This window comes from Tahibacter aquaticus (assembly GCF_004363655.1).
Taxonomy (GTDB): domain Bacteria; phylum Pseudomonadota; class Gammaproteobacteria; order Xanthomonadales; family Rhodanobacteraceae; genus Tahibacter; species Tahibacter aquaticus.
Genome location: NZ_SNZH01000018.1, coordinates 105,620 through 122,998, shown reverse-complemented (window position 1 = coordinate 122,998; position 17,379 = coordinate 105,620). Strand labels below are relative to the sequence as shown.

At 64.9% G+C, this 17,379-nt stretch carries 12 protein-coding genes; 2 read left to right on the top strand and 10 right to left on the bottom strand.

All coding sequences use genetic code 11. The features are described 5' to 3' along the window. Positions 1–614 precede the first annotated feature (614 nt). From DFR29_RS24025 to DFR29_RS23990, 8 genes are all read right to left on the bottom strand, one after another. Complete coding sequence (locus tag DFR29_RS24025) at positions 615–3,119, bottom strand: efflux RND transporter permease subunit (protein ID WP_133821180.1); 2,505 nt, start codon at positions 3,117–3,119, stop codon at positions 615–617. Positions 3,120–3,207: 88 nt separating this feature from the next. Further along, entirely contained in the window at positions 3,208–4,353 is a 1,146-nt protein-coding gene (locus DFR29_RS24020; RefSeq protein WP_166654306.1) for a WD40/YVTN/BNR-like repeat-containing protein, read from the bottom strand. 425 nt (positions 4,354–4,778) lie between these two features. After that, a complete protein-coding gene (locus DFR29_RS24015; RefSeq protein ID WP_208113701.1) occupies positions 4,779–6,164 on the bottom strand; it encodes a DUF1329 domain-containing protein in 1,386 nt (461 codons plus the stop codon). 20 nt (positions 6,165–6,184) lie between these two features. Next, positions 6,185–8,083, bottom strand: a complete 1,899-nt coding sequence (locus tag DFR29_RS24010; protein WP_133821178.1) for a DUF1302 domain-containing protein — start codon at positions 8,081–8,083, stop codon at positions 6,185–6,187. Positions 8,084–8,113: 30 nt separating this feature from the next. Next, positions 8,114–10,309, bottom strand: a complete 2,196-nt coding sequence (locus DFR29_RS24005; protein WP_133821177.1) for an Ig-like domain-containing protein — start codon at positions 10,307–10,309, stop codon at positions 8,114–8,116. Positions 10,310–10,607: 298 nt separating this feature from the next. After that, positions 10,608–11,468 carry an NAD-dependent epimerase/dehydratase family protein gene (locus DFR29_RS24000; protein WP_133821176.1) on the bottom strand — a complete coding sequence of 287 codons (861 nt, stop codon included), beginning with the start codon at positions 11,466–11,468 and terminating at the stop codon, positions 10,608–10,610. Positions 11,469–11,505: 37 nt separating this feature from the next. Next, positions 11,506–12,486: a response regulator gene (locus DFR29_RS23995; protein ID WP_133821175.1), complete on the bottom strand. Its 981-nt coding sequence runs from the start codon at positions 12,484–12,486 to the stop codon at positions 11,506–11,508. Between the two features lie 7 nt (positions 12,487–12,493). Then, positions 12,494–13,513, bottom strand: coding sequence for a sensor histidine kinase (locus tag DFR29_RS23990; RefSeq protein WP_133821174.1), 1,020 nt, complete (start codon positions 13,511–13,513; stop codon positions 12,494–12,496). A gap of 333 nt (positions 13,514–13,846) precedes the next feature. On the opposite strand from DFR29_RS23990, the gene DFR29_RS23985 reads away from it, so the two are divergent. Further along, on the top strand, positions 13,847–14,182 hold the full coding sequence (locus DFR29_RS23985; RefSeq protein WP_133821173.1) for an antibiotic biosynthesis monooxygenase family protein: 336 nt from the start codon (positions 13,847–13,849) through the stop codon (positions 14,180–14,182). Between the two features lie 171 nt (positions 14,183–14,353). Here DFR29_RS23985 and gstA read toward each other — a convergent pair whose 3' ends face one another. After that, positions 14,354–14,971 carry a glutathione transferase GstA gene (gstA, locus tag DFR29_RS23980; RefSeq protein WP_133821172.1) on the bottom strand — a complete coding sequence of 206 codons (618 nt, stop codon included), beginning with the start codon at positions 14,969–14,971 and terminating at the stop codon, positions 14,354–14,356. 166 nt (positions 14,972–15,137) lie between these two features. Then, positions 15,138–15,830, bottom strand: coding sequence for an aspartate/glutamate racemase family protein (locus DFR29_RS23975; protein WP_133821171.1), 693 nt, complete (start codon positions 15,828–15,830; stop codon positions 15,138–15,140). A 154-nt stretch (positions 15,831–15,984) separates the two neighbouring features. Between DFR29_RS23975 and DFR29_RS23970 the strand changes: the two genes are divergently transcribed. After that, positions 15,985–17,370 carry a HEAT repeat domain-containing protein gene (locus DFR29_RS23970; RefSeq protein ID WP_133821170.1) on the top strand — a complete coding sequence of 462 codons (1,386 nt, stop codon included), beginning with the start codon at positions 15,985–15,987 and terminating at the stop codon, positions 17,368–17,370. The last annotated feature ends 9 nt before the right edge of the window (positions 17,371–17,379 follow it).

The window sequence follows — 17,379 nt, the reverse complement described above, 5'->3', positions numbered from 1 at the left end:
GCGGGCGGACACAGATAGTGCCGCTAGCGCGAGCGGACTCTCACCGCCGCTTGGAAGCGGTGGCCGCAACGATCTGTACAACATTCATTTCCGCGCGTTTTTCGCAATGCGAAGATACGGAGACCGCAACCGGATTCGATCGAATCCGGCGATCGGCTCGCACTGCAGCAACTTGGCCGAAAACGTAGGGCGCGATGAGCGCCGCGAATTGCGCCGCAAGGTGTTGACGCTTACGCCGCAGGGCTGGCGGTGGAACGGCTGGTGTTGGCGACGCCACGGAGCTGCCAAGCCCCAGGAGCGTACGCGACAAGAGGATAGTGCAGGCACCCAGGCGCCATCCTGGCAGGCTGGATTTGCTACGAAAGCCGTAATGCGACTTTACGGCGACAGCCGGGCGCCTGACCTTGCTGCAAAAACAGTGGCTTCGCACCACCGGATCGCGTCGCTGGATCTCACCACCGGATCGCGCGTCGGACCGTGCCGCCGGCAACCAGGTGCCGTATGACACACGCTTGGCGGCGGTGAAATTCGCGTTGCTCATCGCACCCTACGAATCTGCACCGCCGCTATTCTGCCGGGCCTTCGACCGGCCAGTTTGCACCGCCGCCGTTGCGTCAGGTTTTCTCGAACGGCCTGAGCAACCAGCGGCACAGCGCCGGCAGGAAGATCAGCGCAGCGAACATGTTCACCACGAACATGAAGGTGAGCATGAGACCCATGTCGGCCTGGAATTTGAGTTCCGAGAAGATCCACATGGCCACGCCGACGGCCAGGGTCAGCGCGGTGTAGAAGATCGCGATGCCGGTGGTCTTGAGCGCGGCGAAATAGGCTTCCGTCAGCGGCGCGCCGGCCTGCATGGATTCGCGCATGCGCGCGAAGATGTAGATGGCGTAGTCCACGCCGATGCCGACGCCGAGGGCGACGACGGTCAGCGTGTTGACCTTCAGCCCTATGCCCAGCTTGACCATCAGCGCATGGCCCAGTTCGGTCACCAGCACCAGTGGCAGCACGATGCACAGCGCGGCGAGCGGATTGCGGAAGCTCAGCAGGCACATGAGGAAGACCGCGCCATAGAGCAGATACAGCATGACCGCATCGACTTCGCGCACCTTGTCGTTGATCGCCGCCAGCACGCCGACGTTGCCCGTGGCCAGTCGCAGGTTGATCTGGTCGCTATGGAAGGTTTCGCCTTTTTCGGTGGCGGCCGCAGCCTGCTCGGTCAGCGATTTCATCACGTTGGCATTGCCGCCGGCCCAGGCACCGTTCTTTTCGCGGAAGTCCTTCACCGCCGCGACGACACGGTCGATGGTGGTCGCGCGATGGTCGCCGAGGAACATCATGATCGGCATGGCGCTGCAGTCGCTGTTGAGCAGGCCTGAGTCGGTCTCGAAGCCCTGCGTGGCCAGGCGCAAGGTGTCGGGATCACGCGGCAGCGCACGCCAGCGCAGGTTGCCTTCGTTCCAGCCGGCGTTGACGATCTTGGCCGCCATCGGCAGGGTCATCACCTGTTCCACGCCTTCGACATTGCGCATGTGCCAGGCGAAGCGGTCCATGGTTTCCATGACCGGATAACTGGTGGTGCAGGCCGAGGGCTGCGCTTCGGCGATCACGTTGAGCATGTCCACGCCGAGGGCGAATTTCTCGCTGATCAGCACGGCGTCCTTGTTGTAGCGCGCTTCGGGACGCAGCTCGGCCACACCCTTCTCGGCATCGCCGATCATCACCTGGTGGCCGTACTGCTTGGCGAAAAACCAGATGGTCAGGCCGATCAGGATGATGATGGCCGCCGGCACCGGACGGCTGAACTTGGCCAGCAGCGACCAGATCTTGTCGAACTGGGTCAGCTGGCGCAGGCGGTACTGGCGCTTCTTTTCCAGATTGCGCAATTTGCAGAAAGACAGCATTACCGGCAGCAGCACCAGGTCGGTGAGGATGGTGATGGCGACGCCGACGGTCGCGGTGATGGCCAGCTCGTAGATGATCTGGATCGGGATGATCAGGATGGTGGCGAAGCCGATGCAGCCGGCAATCAGCGCGACCGAGCCCGGCACCAGCAGCATGCGGAAGGCCAGGCGCGCGGCAGTCTGGGCATCGACGCCGCGGCGCTGGCTGAGTTCTTCGACGCTGCCTTCTTCCAGCCCGCCGAAGAAGATCTCGCCGCGGAAGCGGTTGATCATCTGCTCGCCGTGGCTGACCGCGATGGCGAAAATCAGGAACGGCGTCAGCATGTTCATCGGATCGATGCCGAAGCCGAGCAGGCGCAGCGCACCGAGCATCCACAGCACCGCGATCAGCGCGCAGAACACGGTCAGCGAGGCCAGCTTGACCGAGGACGAATACAGGAACAGCAGTATCCAGGTGAAGGCGATGGTCAGGAAGAAGAACAGGATGACCGAGCGCGCGCCATCGCTGATGTCGCCGACCATCTTGGCGAAGCCGATGATGTGGACGCTGGTGGCGTCGTTCTCGTACTTGGCACGGATCGCTTCCAGCTGCGCGGCCACTTTCTGGTAGTCGAGCTTGACCTGGCCTTCGCCGCCTTCGGGCACCAGTTCGGCCCAGACCATGGCGCCGGAGAAATCCTTGGCCACGAGGCGGCCGACGATATTGGCCTTCTCGATATTCGCCTTGATCGTGGCGAACTGCTCGCGCGTCGCTTCGAAGCCTTCGGCGTTGGGGGTGAAGTCCTGCGGGATGACGTTGCCGCCGGCGAAGCCGTCCTCGACCACTTCGACGAAACGCACGTTGGGCGTGAAGATGGAGCGGATGCGCGCCTCATCGACGTTGTCGATGGTCTTCACATCCTGGGTCATGCGCTCCATGGTCTGCATGAACGGCTGGCTGAACATGTCGCCGTTCTTGGCCATCACCGCGATGAGGATGCGGTTGGCGCCGCCGAACTCCTTCTCGTAGTCGAGGAAGGTCTGCATGTACTCGTGCGCCAGCGGAATCTGCTTCTTGAAGCCCGCGTCGACACGCAGCTGCGCGGCAAACCAGCACATCGCCACGGTGACCAGCGCGAACAGCGCCAGCACGACGATGCGGTTGCCGAAGATCGCGCGCTCGGCCAAGCGGTGGAATGCGCTGGGATTGTCTACCGCCTTGATCGAACCCGCCATGTCGTCCCCTCGTGCTTTGCGTCCGGCCGCCACAGTGCGGCGGCAGCGGATAATTCTGGAGTTCTAGACTTGTCTACTTTGCCGGACTTCAGCGCGGCTGGTAGCGCGCGATGCCGTTCTCGCCGGCGACGAGGAAGGCACCGCCGCCCTCGATGCCGAGTATTGCCGCCAGCGCACCGGCCGGATCAATGGCACCGGCACGCAGCGGCTCGCCGGCCGAACGGCGCAGCAGCACCAGACCGTTGGCGCCGACCAGGGCAACGCCGCCGTTGGCCAGCTTGGTGCCGCCGAGCAGGCTCAGTTCGGTATCGGTCGCCAGCTCTTTCCAGTTGTCGCCGAGGTCGTCGGTTTCGAAGGCATGGCCGCGCAGGCCGAACACGATCACGCGCTGCCCTTCGAAACCGATCGCGCCGAACATGGAGCCATCGTAGGGCAGCTTCAGGCGCTGCCAGTTGGCGCCGTTGTCGCGCGAGCGCAGCAGGCTGCCGCGTTCGCCGGCAATCAGCAGCGAGCCGTCGCTGGTGCGTGCAATCGCGTTGAAGTGCGGCTCGCTTTCGTCCTCGATCTTCAGTTCTTCCCGGGAGAAGGTCCATTTGCCGCTGCCGCCGGCGGCAGCGGCGGCAGGAGCGGCTTCAGCCAGGATCTTGCGTTCGCCCCAGGTCGCGCCGCCGTCGCTGGTTTCCAGGAACAGGCTGTAGGCACCGACGGCAAAGCCGTGGCGCTCGTCGAGAAACAACACATCGAGCAGTGGCGCGCCATGGCGCGCATCGCTGGGGCCAGCGTCGGCGCCAGGCGGCTGCCACGGATCCTTGCGCTGCACCTGCCAGTGCTCGCCCGCATCGCTGCTGGCCAGGATGACGCCATCGCGGCCGACGGCCCAGACGGCGTTGCCGACCGCGCTGACGGCGGTCAGTGTCGCGCGCGTCGGCACGTCGGCGACCTGGCGCCAGTTGCTGCGGTCGTCGGAGATCACGATGGCGCCGCGCTCGCCGACGGCGATGGCGCGATTGCCGGACTCGACCAGATCGAGCAGCAGCGACTGGGTTACCAGCGGCATTATCTCGGCCTTGCTGCCGACCGGCTCCGGCCAGGCCACTGCAGGCGCTGCGGCGCTGCCCGCGCTGGCGCCTGCTACTGCCGCCGGCGCTGCCGCCGCGGCCGGCGCAGCCGATTCCTGTGCGACGGCCATGCTGCTGAGCAGCGCCGATGCCAGCAACAGCCGGCGCCACGACATCACCCCAGTTCTACCCAAACGTCCCATCTGCACGCCCCTCGCAGTCTGTGGGGAAGGCTGCTTGCTGTTCCTTCCCGTCGCAGGCGCGAACCTGGCCGCGCCCTCTCGTTCCGAGCTGCCGCCGCATCGATGGCGACGGCCGGTATTCGTCTGCAGCGCCTGGCTGTGCCGGCGCTTGCGTGTGTCGCTTTTCACCTGCGTTTACCGCTGCTTCACCTTAGCGCAATCCGCCGCTGTCGCGGAATGCTTTTTGGCCGTTGCACGTTTTTTTCAATTTCCCCGGCAGCAGCGCAAAAAGCGCAACCATGCCGGCGCAGGCCGGCATGGCGCATGCGTTGGCACGACAACGGGAATTTGCCGTGCTGCAAACGAAATCAGCCGCCCCGGAACGGCGGCGGCTGATCGATACGGCATCGTGCTACGGCTTACTGGAAGCCGCGCTGACGCAGGGATTGCGGCGTGAACATGTCCGGCGTGGTCTGGTAGGAGAAGTCGTACATCGCCTCCTGGTTGTCCAGGCCCGACACGATGTAGCGGCCGGATTTCAGGTCGTGATGGGTTTCCAGCGTCGACCACATCAGCGGCACTTCGTAGTAATTCACGCTCGGCGCTTCGGAATAACGCCACAGCTTGCCGGCGGTGTCGTAGTGGTCCATCACCAGGATCTGCCAGCTGTCCTCGTCGATGTAGAACGTACGGCGCGGATTGATATGGCGCTGGCCGGCCTTGAGCGTGGCTTCCACCACGTAGACGCGGTGCAGTTCGTAGCGCAGCAGGTCGGGATTGATGAAGCCAGGCTTGACCAGGTCTTCCACCTTGGTCTTGTCGCTGTGCGCCTTGTAGGAATTGTACGGAACGTACATTTCCTTCTTGCCGACCAGCTTCCAGTCGTAGCGGTCCATCGCGCCGTTGAACATGTCGGTCTGGTCGTTGGTGCGCAGGCCGTCGGACGCGGTGCCCGGATTGTCATAGGCCACGTTCGGTGCGCGGCGCACACGGCGCTGGCCGGGGTTGTAGACCCATGCCTGGCGCGGCTCTTTCTTCGAATCCAGGGTTTCGTGCACCAGCAGCACCTGGCCGGCAAGACGCGGCGGCGCGACCACTTCCTGGTAGAAGTAGATCAGGATGTTGTTGATGTCCTTGAGCGTGTTGCCGGGCTTGTAGTACAGGCCGAGCAGCTCTTCCTTGATGCGGGTCAGCGTATACGCGCCGCTGGCGGTCGGTGCCGCCTGGTTGGCCCAGCGCAGGCCGGCCACGCCCTTGAACTTCAGCTTGTGGTTCCAGACGGCCTCGTAGCCGGCCTTCACCGGATCTTTGTCGAGGATGGGGAACGGCACGCCTTCGGCCACGTTGTCCACGCCTTCGCCATCATCGACCAGCTCGCCGGTGCTGGCGTTCTTGATCGTGGTCTCGTAGGTGCGGGCGGGATACGACGCGCTGCGGCGGGTGGGATAAACCACCATTTTCCAGTTCTTGTATTTTTCGAACATGGCGATCTGGCCTGCGCCGATCTTGTCGCCCTGTTCCTTGTAGTTGGCCGCGGTGATGGTCAGCGTTGGCTTGTCGTCGGCATAGGGATCGGGATGGTGGTCGCCGACCTTGTAGCCCGACGGCGGCGAGGTGATGCCGCCCTTCCATTCCGGAATGGTGCCGTCTTTGTTGCCGGCGCGTTCGGCCCCCATCGGCGTGAGCGGCGTGCCGCTGACACCGAGTTTGGCCGCTTCCTGCGGGCTGACCTTGGCCAGGGCCGCGGTCGACACCAGAGCCAGTGCCACCAGGGCCGCAGTCTTGGTCTTTTTGAGCATCGTCATGTATTTCCCTCCCGCAGAACTTAGAACGAATACTTGACCGAGAACGCGACGAAGTCGCGGTCGCTGATCAAATTCAGGGCGCCGGCGCCGAAGAAGTTCGTGTAGCTGATATCGAAGGCCAGCTTGTTGAGGTAGTTCGCTTCGGCACCCAGGGTGACGGACTTGCGGTCTTCAATGAAGTTGCCGCCCGGACCCGGCGAGATGCCGTTGACGTCATGATTGAAAGCGATGCGCGGCGACAGCGTGAAGGCGCCGCCGAAGGCGTTGTTGTAGTCGGCGCGTGCGGCGATGCGATAGCCCCAGGAGAACGAGGTGGGGAAGCCGTCGGTCTGGGTCTGCGGGTTGCGCAGCGCGCCGGAGGTCACGTCGTAGCCACCGCCGGTATCGGTACCGTCGCCCTGGTAGCGCATGACCGAGGGGTCAGGCAGATCCCAGATATTGGTGAAGCCGACTTCGCCGACGAGGGAGATCTGGTCGGCGCCGACGAAGTTGCCCGGGCCGAACACCTTGGTCGCTGTTACCTGCAGCTGCGACACCTTGTGGCGTTCCCAGCCGCGCACTTCCTGGCCCGGCGCGAACTGGCCGAGCTGGCTGCCGAAGCGCAGGCCCGGCGCCGGGATCACCGCATTGAGCGGGCTCAGGGCGGCGAACAGCAATTCCACGTCGTCGATCTGCAGCGGCTGGTTCGGCCGGTAGGACAACTCGCCCTGCAACGCGACGCCCGGACCTTCCAGCGGCATGTTGAAGCTGACCGCATACATGCGGATGTCTTCGGGGTATTCGGCGAAGTAGCGGCCGCTGTTGACGTTGGTGCTGGTCACCGCCGTGCCCGACAGCAGCGGCAGGCGGCTGTGGTAGTTCAGCGCATAGAAGCCGAACTCGGAGTTGTTGAGCCAGTCGGCCAGGTAGTTCAGGCGGAAGCCGTACTGGCCCGAGTCCTTGGCGAAGCGGTCCGGCGAACGCGGCACGGCCGCTCCGCAGGCGGCCGGCTTGAGCTGCGGCGGCAGGTTGGGATTGTCGGTGCCGCCATTGCCGAAGCAGTAGCCGTAGTAGAAATCGGGGTTGATCACCGGCTGCGGAATGGTGCCGAAATTCAGCATCACGTAGCTGCCGCCGAGCGTGGCGAAGTCGTTGGTCGAGAAATAGGTGCCGGCCGGATCGGCTTCGGTCTGCTCGAATTCGAACATGTACAGCGCTTCGGCCGACAGCGAATCGGTGATGTTGACCGAGCCCCACAGCATGTTGACCGGCAGGAAGGCTTCCTTCAGCTCGGCACCGGCCACGCGCAGCTTGGACACGTCGATCGGATTGATGACGTTCACGCCGCCCTGGATGAAGGTGCTTTCGCCCCAGCTCACCACCTGCTGGCCGAGACGGATCGAGGCCGACTTGCTGCCGATATTGAAGTTGTGGAAAACGAAGGCGTCGAGGATTTTTGTATCTTTGCCGACTTTTTCCTTGGCCTCGTGCGACAGGTCGTAGCGGTTGGCATTTTCCCAGTCGTAGAAGCTGTAGGCACGGAAGAACGCACCGCTGTTGGCGCCGTAGAGCAGGCTCAGCTCGACCGTGGCCTTGACCGCGTTGGTGAACACGTCGCCGTCGTCGTACTTCATGTCGCCGTCGTCGCCGTTGACCGAGTAGCGGCCGCGGGCGGCGCGCTGTTCCGGGCTGCCCAGGGCGAACGGCGGCTGGCTGATGGCTGGATTGAACTGCGACTTGCCGATCAGGTTGTCGTCCTGCGAGGACACGCGCCAGGCCGCACCGTAGGTCAGGGTGGAATTGACCGTGCCGTGGAAGCCGTCGGAACTGCCGAACTCGAAAGCCTGGGCCGCCGGTGCCATGACCGCGCCGCTCAGGGCTACGGCGACGGCCACGGCCATGGGACGCAGGCCGGCGCGGAAGTTGGTGTTCTTCTTCATATTGGTTTTCCCCAAGTTCCTGGTCGTCGCTTACTGCGTCTTGATGACGGAGGTGTCGCTCACCTGGACTGCGGTACCGCCGCTGACCAGCATGCTCGCCATTTCTTTCTGCATTTCTACCGTTGCCGCTGCCGAAGCGCTCGGATCGAGCAGCGAGCCGTGGTTGCCCTGGATGAAGCGTGTCGCGCCGCGCACACCGGTAGCGGACTGCGTGGTCGCGGTGATCGAGGCCAGTCCCAGCGCGCGGATCAGCGGCTCGGTGCCGGCCAGCGGAGCGCCGGCGACCGTGTTCGGAATTACCTGGTCGGGAAGTACCGTGCCGCCGCCGACCACTTCATGCAGTAGCACGCGCTTGCCGGCCAGGGCGAACGCGGTGTTGAGCGGATCGGCACCGTCGATGGCCTGCTGCGCTGCGCCGAGGAAGCGGTCGAAGTCGGGCGTGCCGGCATTCACGCCAGCCGCCGCAAGGCCAGCGCGGATGCGCGGACCGAAGGTGGCCGAACCATCGAGCATGCGCGCGACGCCGCCGCCCGGCACGCTGAACACGGCCGTGTTGATGGTCGGTTCGAACGCGACGAAGCTGATGCCGAGGATGCTGCCCAGCGACTGGCCGACGAACTGGACGCGCGAGCTGTCGAAATCGGCACCGGCGGCGCCGTCGTAGCTGATGGTCGGTATGGCCTTGGCCAGCGAGAACAGGTCGACGATGCCCTGGCGCAGGTTGTCGCGCGAGGTCAGCAGGCTGCCCAGGTTGATCATGTGCGCGCCAGACGGATCGGGGATGCCGTCTTCGCAGACGGACTGGCCGGTCGGGCAAGCAGTGCCGTCGTTCTTGAGAAGATCGACATTGAAGGTGCGTTCGTGCGCGCCGGTCGCGGCCAGCGGGGTCGATTCGATATTGAAGGGATGACCCGGCGGCAGGCCGTGCAGCGGAATGTCGATCGCGATGACCGCATAGCCCTGCGAAGCCAGCGTCTGCGAAATCGCGAACGCGTCGGTGCGGTTGCGCGTGATGCCATGCTGGTAGATCACGATGGGCCAGCCTTGGGCCGGACGGGTCTTGCCCGAGGCGGCATTCGGCACGGTCAGCAGCAGCGGCACGGTCTCGGTCTTGGTCGCGACCGGGAACGGATTGGCGAAGGTGACGTTGGTCGAGGTCGGCGACAGGCCGGCCGCATTGAACGGCGGCACGTAGGCGCCGGGTGCCGCCTGCCAGAAACCGCCGAGCACGGCAGCCGCACGAGCCGGCAAGGTGCTGTTGGCCGGTGCCTTGAGGTAATACGGCAGATCGATGGTGCCGATGAAGATGTCAGCGATCGGCGCGAGGCCGAGATTGAGATCGCCAATGGTCTTGCCCGTGGGCGCGACGCGGGTCAGCGGTGCCGGCGACTGGCCGACCTTGCCGACGGCGGCCTGCAGCACCGGTGTGATCGACTGGGTGGTGAAGACCCAGCTCACGACGACCTTGTCCGGCGTGATGCCCTTGCTGTTTGCCGCAGCCAGGTGCGAATTGGTCAGTTGGCGCAGCGGCTCCAGGGCGCAGGCGGTGGCCGCCGGCAACAGCGGTTCGGTGGAGGCGCCGTTGACGCAGAGCGGCGCGGTGCGCTTGGACAGGAAGTAGGTCTGGTCCGGCGTGGCGTCGTTGCCGTTGGCGTCGGTGACGCCGGTGGTGACGACCGCCATATAGCTGGTCAGCTGCTTGAGCGGCTTGGTCGGCACGATCGCGACCGTGCGCGCGGTGGTGTCGGACGGCGCCGGGGCGACGATGAAATCGGCCGGGGTCGCGAGTTCGCGCACCACGCCGGTTACGCCGCCGCCGGGACCGGTCAAGGTCACTTCGAACAGGCGGATGGTGCTGCCGGCAACCAGGGTGCTGGTCTTGGGCGGCACGCTGAACTGCACCTGGCCCGGGCCTACCGTGCTCCAGCCGTCCAGCGCGTTCACCGCGACCTGGGGATCGTTGAAGTTGTTCGGATTGGCGACCGGGATGTTCAGGGTCAGGTCGGTGGTGCCCGACAGCAGCAGATTGTTCGGCAGCGGGATAACGCGCTGCGCGGCATCGGCATTGGACGGATCGAAGCGGGCCGCGATGACGCCGGTCACGGGGGTGCCGTTGCCGTTGTTCGCCGGCGGCGTCGGTGTGGCGCGGGGACTGTTACTACCGCCGCCGCATGCGGCAAGCAGTGCAGACGACAATGCCAGTGCCAAACTCTTTCGGGCCTGCATAGGGAATTCCTTAAAGGTGGATGCGCAACGCTCCGTATCTTAGGGAGTTCAAACGCTCGTTGGCAACGTTGATTTAACGAACTGGCCGGGACAGTTTTGCTGTTGCGGCGCAACATATTTCGCCTGATTTGCCGCCTAGTTCACTTTTCACAAAAAGCGCAATACGCCGGTTTGCAGCCCGTACCGGGGCCGGCGAAGGCGGCGGCCCCGCGCCGCTCGCTACCCGCACACACCGCCGCGCCGAGGCTGCCGCCGCGCTGAGCCAGTCAGAATCGCGACTGTGGCTGCGGGGCCGCGTTTATTGAACGCCGTCACGTTCCGGCGATACCGCCGCCCAGCATTCAGGCCCTGGTTGGAATGGGCGTGGCCGATAGCCGAGCACGGCTTCCGCCGGCGCGTTGTCGGCGAGCAAATCCTGCGTGAGGCGCTGCACCATTCCGCCGCCGCGGCCGCTCAAACGGGCGATGCGGCGCAAAAGATAAATCGGCAAGGGCAGCGGCAAAGTGCGCCGTCCCAGGCCGGCGCGCACGCGTTCGAGCATTTGCGCGTAGCTCAGGCGCTCGCCGCCGCCCAGTTCGAACAGCTGCCCTGCCCCGGCGCCGGCCAGTGCGGCGACGCAGGCGGCGGCGACATCGTCGGCATGCACCGGCTGGCGCAGGCCGCGCGCGCCGGCAATACGCGGGAATACGCCGTAGCGCTGCGCCTGGCGCGCGAGCGGGCTGAGGCTGCGATCGACACCGGCACCGTAGATCAGGGTCGGCCGCAGCACGGTCCAGGCCACGTCATGTACCTGGCAATGCTGCGCCAGGCGCTGTTCGCATGCGGCCAGGCGTGCGGCGAGTTCGCGTTCGGCCGCGTCGACCGATGTCTGTTTGCTCGCTGCACTCATGGAACTCAGCGCAATGACACGCTGCAGGCCCGGCAGTGCGGCCGCACAGAGCCAGTCGACGAAGGCGTCCAGCGGTCCGGCGCAGATGAGCGCATCGATCGCGGGCACGGCCAGGTCCGGCGCCAGTCCGGCGCGCAGCCATTGCACGCCGGTGCGGGGCAATTGCGGCTGGCGGCTCAATGCGAGTACGGATTGGCCGGCCGCGCCCAGGCGCTGCAACAGGAACCCGCCGACCGCTCCGCTGCCGCCGATGACCAGAACGCGTTGCATGGCCGGCCTCAGCCTGCGCGCGACTGCGCCGCGCGCTTCAGATGCGTACGCCGCCGAAGATCCGCGCCGGCAGCGAGCGGATGCGGCTGAGCAGGGAGTTGGGCAGCTTGGCCTGGGCCTGCAGGGTGGCCGCGGTCGGCGTTACGCCGTAGCGGCGTACCGCCTTGGGCGTCTGCTTGAGCTTCCAGTAGCGGCCGAGGGCCGAATCGACGCTGAGGCGGCACGAGCCCATGCGCACCGGCTTGATCAGCATGCGGTAGACCTGGCCTTCGTTGATCAGCTCGATCACGGTCTGGGCATTGGCGCGCTCGGTGATCACCACCGTGGCGATATGCGGGTGGTACTGCTTGAGCGCCTTGAGCATCAGGGTGAGATCGGCGCCGTGGTTGGTCGCGGTCTCGGAAATCACCACGCCAGTCTCGTGCTGTTCCAGCACCTGCATGGCACGTTCGGCGGTATTGGCGAAACGCACCTGGTAGTGCGGCTGCAGGATTTCGCGCAGGCGCTGCTGCACCGTGGCGTCGTCCTCGATCACCAGCACGCCGACCTGCGAGCGGGCGATGCTCTGTTCGTTCGGGCTGAGCTGGTCGCTGGCGACCGCCGGCGTTTCGCGCGAGATCGCGCCCGCTTCCAGCACCAGTGCGCGCAGATCGGCATTGACCCAGGGCTTGTTGACGAAGCGATAGACCTCGCCTTCGTTGACCGAGCCCAGCACGGCCTTGAGGTCGGAATAGCCGGTCAGCAACACGCGCATCGCGCGCGGATGCTTTTCGCGGATCTCGCGCAACACGTCGACGCCCAGCATTTCCGGCATACGCTGGTCGCACACGACGACGTCGACATTGTGCGTTGCCGCCAGCTGCGGCGCCTCGCGCGGATCGGTGGTGATGTAGACCTCGAGGTCGCGGAACAGCGCCTTGAGTGCGCGCAGGATGCGCGCCTCGTCATCGATGAAAAGCACCCGCAACGTACCCCGGTTGGGGTCGCTGACCGGCATGTCGAAATCTTCACCTAGCATGTGCGCCTCAGTGCAGGGTCGGCCGCGCCGTATTTTCGGCGGGCAGCATGACGGTGAATTCGGAACCACGGTTGGGCGTGGTTCGCACTTTGATCGAACCGCCGTGCGACTTGACGATCTTGTGCACGATGGACAAGCCAAGCCCCGTGCCCTCGCCCGGCGCCTTGGTGGTGAAGAACGGATCGAAGATCTTCGGCAGCACGTCGTCGGGAATGCCGCAGCCGGTATCGGCGAACGCAATTTCCACATTGCCGTCGCCCGCGCGCGTGGCCACGGTCAGCGTGCCCTCTTCTTCCATGGCCTGGGCGGCGTTGGTGATGAGGTTGAGGAATACCTGGTTGAGCTGCGAGGGCATGCCGCGTACGCGCGGCACGCTGTCGAGCTTGCGCACGATCTTGATGCGGTCGCGCAACTGGTGCGCGGCGATCATCAGCGCGCTTTCCACGCCTTCGTTGACATCCATGAGGTCCATGCCGTCGCGGTCGACGCGGGCGAAGCCCTTGAGGTTCTGTACCAGCGCGGCGAGCTGGGTGATGCCGTCGGCGGAGTCGGCCAGCAGTTCCTTGGCCTCGGTCAGCAGCGGGCTTTTTTCCACGGCGCGGCGCGCCTCGAACAGTTTGCGCCGGGATTCCTCGACATGCTTGACCAGCTTGTCCAGCGACTCCTTGTCGGCACCGAACATCAGGTCTACGGGCTGCTGGCAGTACTGCACGGCGATGTCGTAGTCCTTGACCAGCTTGCGGTAGTCGTCGAGCAGGTCGGCAATCACTTCCACATTGCTTTTGACGAAACCCAGCGGCGTGTTCAGCTCGTGCGCCACGCCGGCAACCATCTGGCCCAGCGAGGCCAGCTTGGTGGTGTGGATCACCTGGGCCTGGCTGGACTGCAGCTGCTTGAGTTCCACCTCGGTCTGCTGGTGTTCCGCGGCCAATCGCGTCTTGGCGGCCTCGGCCTGGCGCAAGCGCCAGAACAAAGCCCCCGCGGCGGCGGCCAGTACCAGCACCAGGATCGCAAGCACTGCTGTCACGAACTTCTCCCCATCGGTTTCCCCTTGGCCACGGTCCGGATTCCGGATCGTTGCCGACGGCACTGCTGCATCCTGCAGCGGCGCCTACCGGGGTGGCTGCATCCGGCCAGGCTGGATCGAGTCCGGCCCGGCGTTCAGTCCCGGCCGCAGTATAAGCATGCGGACCCGTGGCTTATTCCGCGTAATGTACCGTCTGTCGGCGCTTTCGTGACCCAAATCACCGAAAAGCAGCGGCCGTGGCGTCGCTGAACCCTGCAACGGCAACAGCGGCGCGATTCCCAGGGCGGCAGCTTTGGCCTAAGCTGCCGGCGCGAACCCGAACGGAGATGGCGCATGATTGCCCGTGTCTGGCGTGGCGTGACCCTGGCAAGCAGGGCCGACGAATACCTGGAACACCTGCGCGACACCGGCCTGCGCGACTTCGCCCAGACGCCGGGCAACCGGGGCGTACAGGTGATACGCCGCGTGCAGGGCGAGCACTGCGAGTTCCAGATCATCTCGCTATGGGATTCGATGGAAGCGGTGCGCCGCTTCGCCGGCAAGGAAGCCGAGCGTTCGCGCTACTGGGACGCGGACGAGGAATTCCTGCTGGAGATGGAACCGCTGGTGCGGCATTACGAGGTCGCCGAGCAGATTGCGGACCCGACGCTCAGCCAGCCGGCGAAGTAGCTACCCGCTGGAGATTTCCTGACAAGCACTCTGTGGACCGGCAATTCGCGCGGGCCGCTATGGGGGAGAGGCTTGCGGCGCAATTCGCTGCGCTCATCGCTTGCTGCGGAGTGCGCGGCGGCGCTCCCAAAGGGTGTGCGATGAGCAACAGCGAATTGGCGATTGCAGTCTTCAGGCGGCCTTCTTCGCCTGCGCCTCGAACTCCACGGCCGCGGCCACGGCCGGTCGCGCCGACACACGCTCGACAAAGCCGGCAATGCCCGGCCACTGGTTCAGGTCAATGTGGAAGTACTTGCTCCAGCCCAGCACGGTGAACAGGTAGGCGTCGGCCACGCTGAAATCGCTGCCGGTGAGGTAGTCCTGCTTTTCCAGCAGCGGCGAGATTTCGGCGAAGCGCTGCGCCAGCTTGGTCTTCTGCGCGTCCTTGACCGAGTCGGGGTTGGCGGCATTGAACAGCGGGCTGAACTGTTTGTGGATTTCGGTAGAGATGAAATTCAGCCATTCCTGCAACTGGTAGCGCTCCCAGCTGCCATTGGCCGGGGCCAGCTTGGCCTCGGGCTTGAGGTCGGCCAGGTACTGCACGATGGCCGGACCTTCGGTGAGGATCTGGCCGTTGTCCAGCTGCAGCGTGGGCACGTAGCCCTTGGGGTTGATCGCCTTGAAATCGCCGCCATCGGCGGTCTTCTTGCTGCCCAGATCGACCTTGACCGCCTCGAACGGCAGGCCGAGTTCGCGCAACACGATGTGCGGCGACAGCGAGCAGGCACCGGGAGAGAAATACAGTTTCATGGCAGAACTCCTTGTGGATTTTCGACGGAAAGCATGGACGGCCCCGTCCTTGGGCCGGGGCGTCGCGACGACGTGAGGATACGCAGTACGCAATCAAGGCCATGGTTGCGCCCGGTGCGTGAATGAACTGTTTCCCCAGCGGCAACCTCGCCGCACAAGACCTGCTTCAGTCGGCCAGCGCCCAGTCCGCCGCGGCTTCGGCATGGATGCGCGTGGTATCGAAGGTGGGTACAGCGGTATCGCCGGGGCCGACCAGCAGGCCGATCTCGGTACAGCCCAGGATGATGCCCTGGGCACCGCGCGCTACCAGATCGGCCATGATGTCGCGATAGATCACCCGCGACGGCTGCAGCACCTGGCCGCGGCAAAGCTCGTCGTAGATGATGCGATGCACCTGGTCGCGCTGTCCGGCTTCGGGCACGAGCACGTCCAGTCCGTGCGCGGCCAGGCGGCCGCTGTAGAAATCCTGTTCCATGGTGAAGCGCGTGCCGAGCAGGCCTATGCGCTGCAGTCCGGCCGCCTTCACCTGCAGCGCGGTCGCATCGGCGATATGCAGCAGCGGCAGGCCACTGGCCACCTCGATCGGCGCCGCCACCTTGTGCATGGTGTTGGTGCAGATCACGATGGCTTGCGCACCGGCGCGCTGCAAGGCCGCCGCGGCGCCGGCCAGCTGGCGGCCAGCCTCGTCCCAGTCGCCGGCCCTCTGCAGTTTCTCTATACCGGCGAAATCGACGCTGTACATCAGCAGCTGCGCCGAATGCAGGCCGCCGAGCCTGTCGCGCACGCGTTCGTTGATGATGCGGTAGTAGGGGATGGTGGATTCCCAGCTCATGCCGGCTAGCAGGCCCAGGGTGCGCATGGAAGTTCTCGTGTGTCGGATGTCGAATACAAAGTATGCGCGAGCAGAAGGGCCGATTTGTGGCCTGCTCCGGGCAACCGGCGTCATAACCTTTACCCGCGTTCGGCCAGTGCACTAAGCTGATCTGCTGCCAAACAATGGGTTCGCCAGCGCCTTGGGCAAGGCTTCGCGCTGTGTCTTTCTGGAGATCACTATGGCTGCAATCTTTGATTGGCGACAATGGTATTTCGAGCCTGCACCGGATATGCAGCAACTGCTGCAACTCAGCGGAAACTCCAGCGGCTACGTGCGCGAGGAAGCCGTACGCCGTCTTGCGTCGCTGGGCGACAGCAGCGTACTACCTGCGCTGATCGAGCGCGTCAACGACTGGGTGGCGCCGGTACGCGGCATCGCCCGCCATGCCGTGTTGCAGTTCGCGACGAGCGAGAATGTAGCGACATTCGTGCAGTGCCTGCCGCAATTCAAGCATCTGCTCAGCCTTGGCAGGGACGACCATCGCCGCTTCGTCGGTCAGATCGAAACCTTCCTCCGCGAAGAAGGCCGTACGTACGTGCTCGCGGGTATCGATAGCCCGCATTCGGCCGTGGCGCGTGCCTGCATGAAATTCGCCATCGAACACCGCCTCGCAGACGACGAAGCGCTGGCTCGAATCGCGCTGTCTCACGCCGACGCGTTGATATCGCTGAACGCGACAGCACTGCTCAGCGCCCCGGACGGCAGGCTGCGCCCAGACCTGCTTGCCATCGCGCTGACGAACCGGTTCTTGCCGACACGCCGCACGGCACTGCGCCTGATGCTCCGCGGCGAAATCGAAGCAGGCCGGGTCGAACCGTTTCTGTTCGACAAGCATCGGTCCATTCGCGCCATCGCCGCACGTCATCTTGCCGCGCTCGGTTTCGATGTGGCCGGCTGCTTCCGGGAGGCGTTGGATCACGCCGTCGGACACAAGCTGCGCATTGCACTGTGGGGTGTGGGCGAGTACGGCGATGCGCAGGACATCGGCTTGTTGCGGGAACGACTGGTCCATCCGAGTGCCGCGATCCGCCGCGATGCACTGGTCGCCTACAGCCGCCGACTCGGCATGGACGCGCAAGCGCAGGTGCTCGCCGCCCTGTCGGACAGCGTCCAATCGGTTGCCGACGAAGCTGCGCGGATCGCGCGGCGCATAAAGGCACAATTCACTGCCGCGCAGCTGTTGTCGCTACTGCAACCCAGCCGGCCGGCCGATGATTTTGCGCGACTGATCGTAGCGCAGCGATTCGCAGACAAGTGGGAGCGGCTGACCTTCCTGCTGCAGGTCTATGCACACAGGCCAGACTTGCGCAGCGAAATACCGACTCTGCTCAACCAATGGAACCAGCACGGCAATAGCCTGGTGTGGGCCAGCGCGGAGCAAATAGCCCGGCTGCAGCAACTGGTGGACGACGACGCCAGCATCGCCGCCGTAGTCCGCGGCAACACGACCGAACAGGCGTTGAAACTGATCGACATCAGGTTGCGCCCAGCCGCAGAAATCATGACGCAGCCCGACGATAGATAAGCTGGCAGA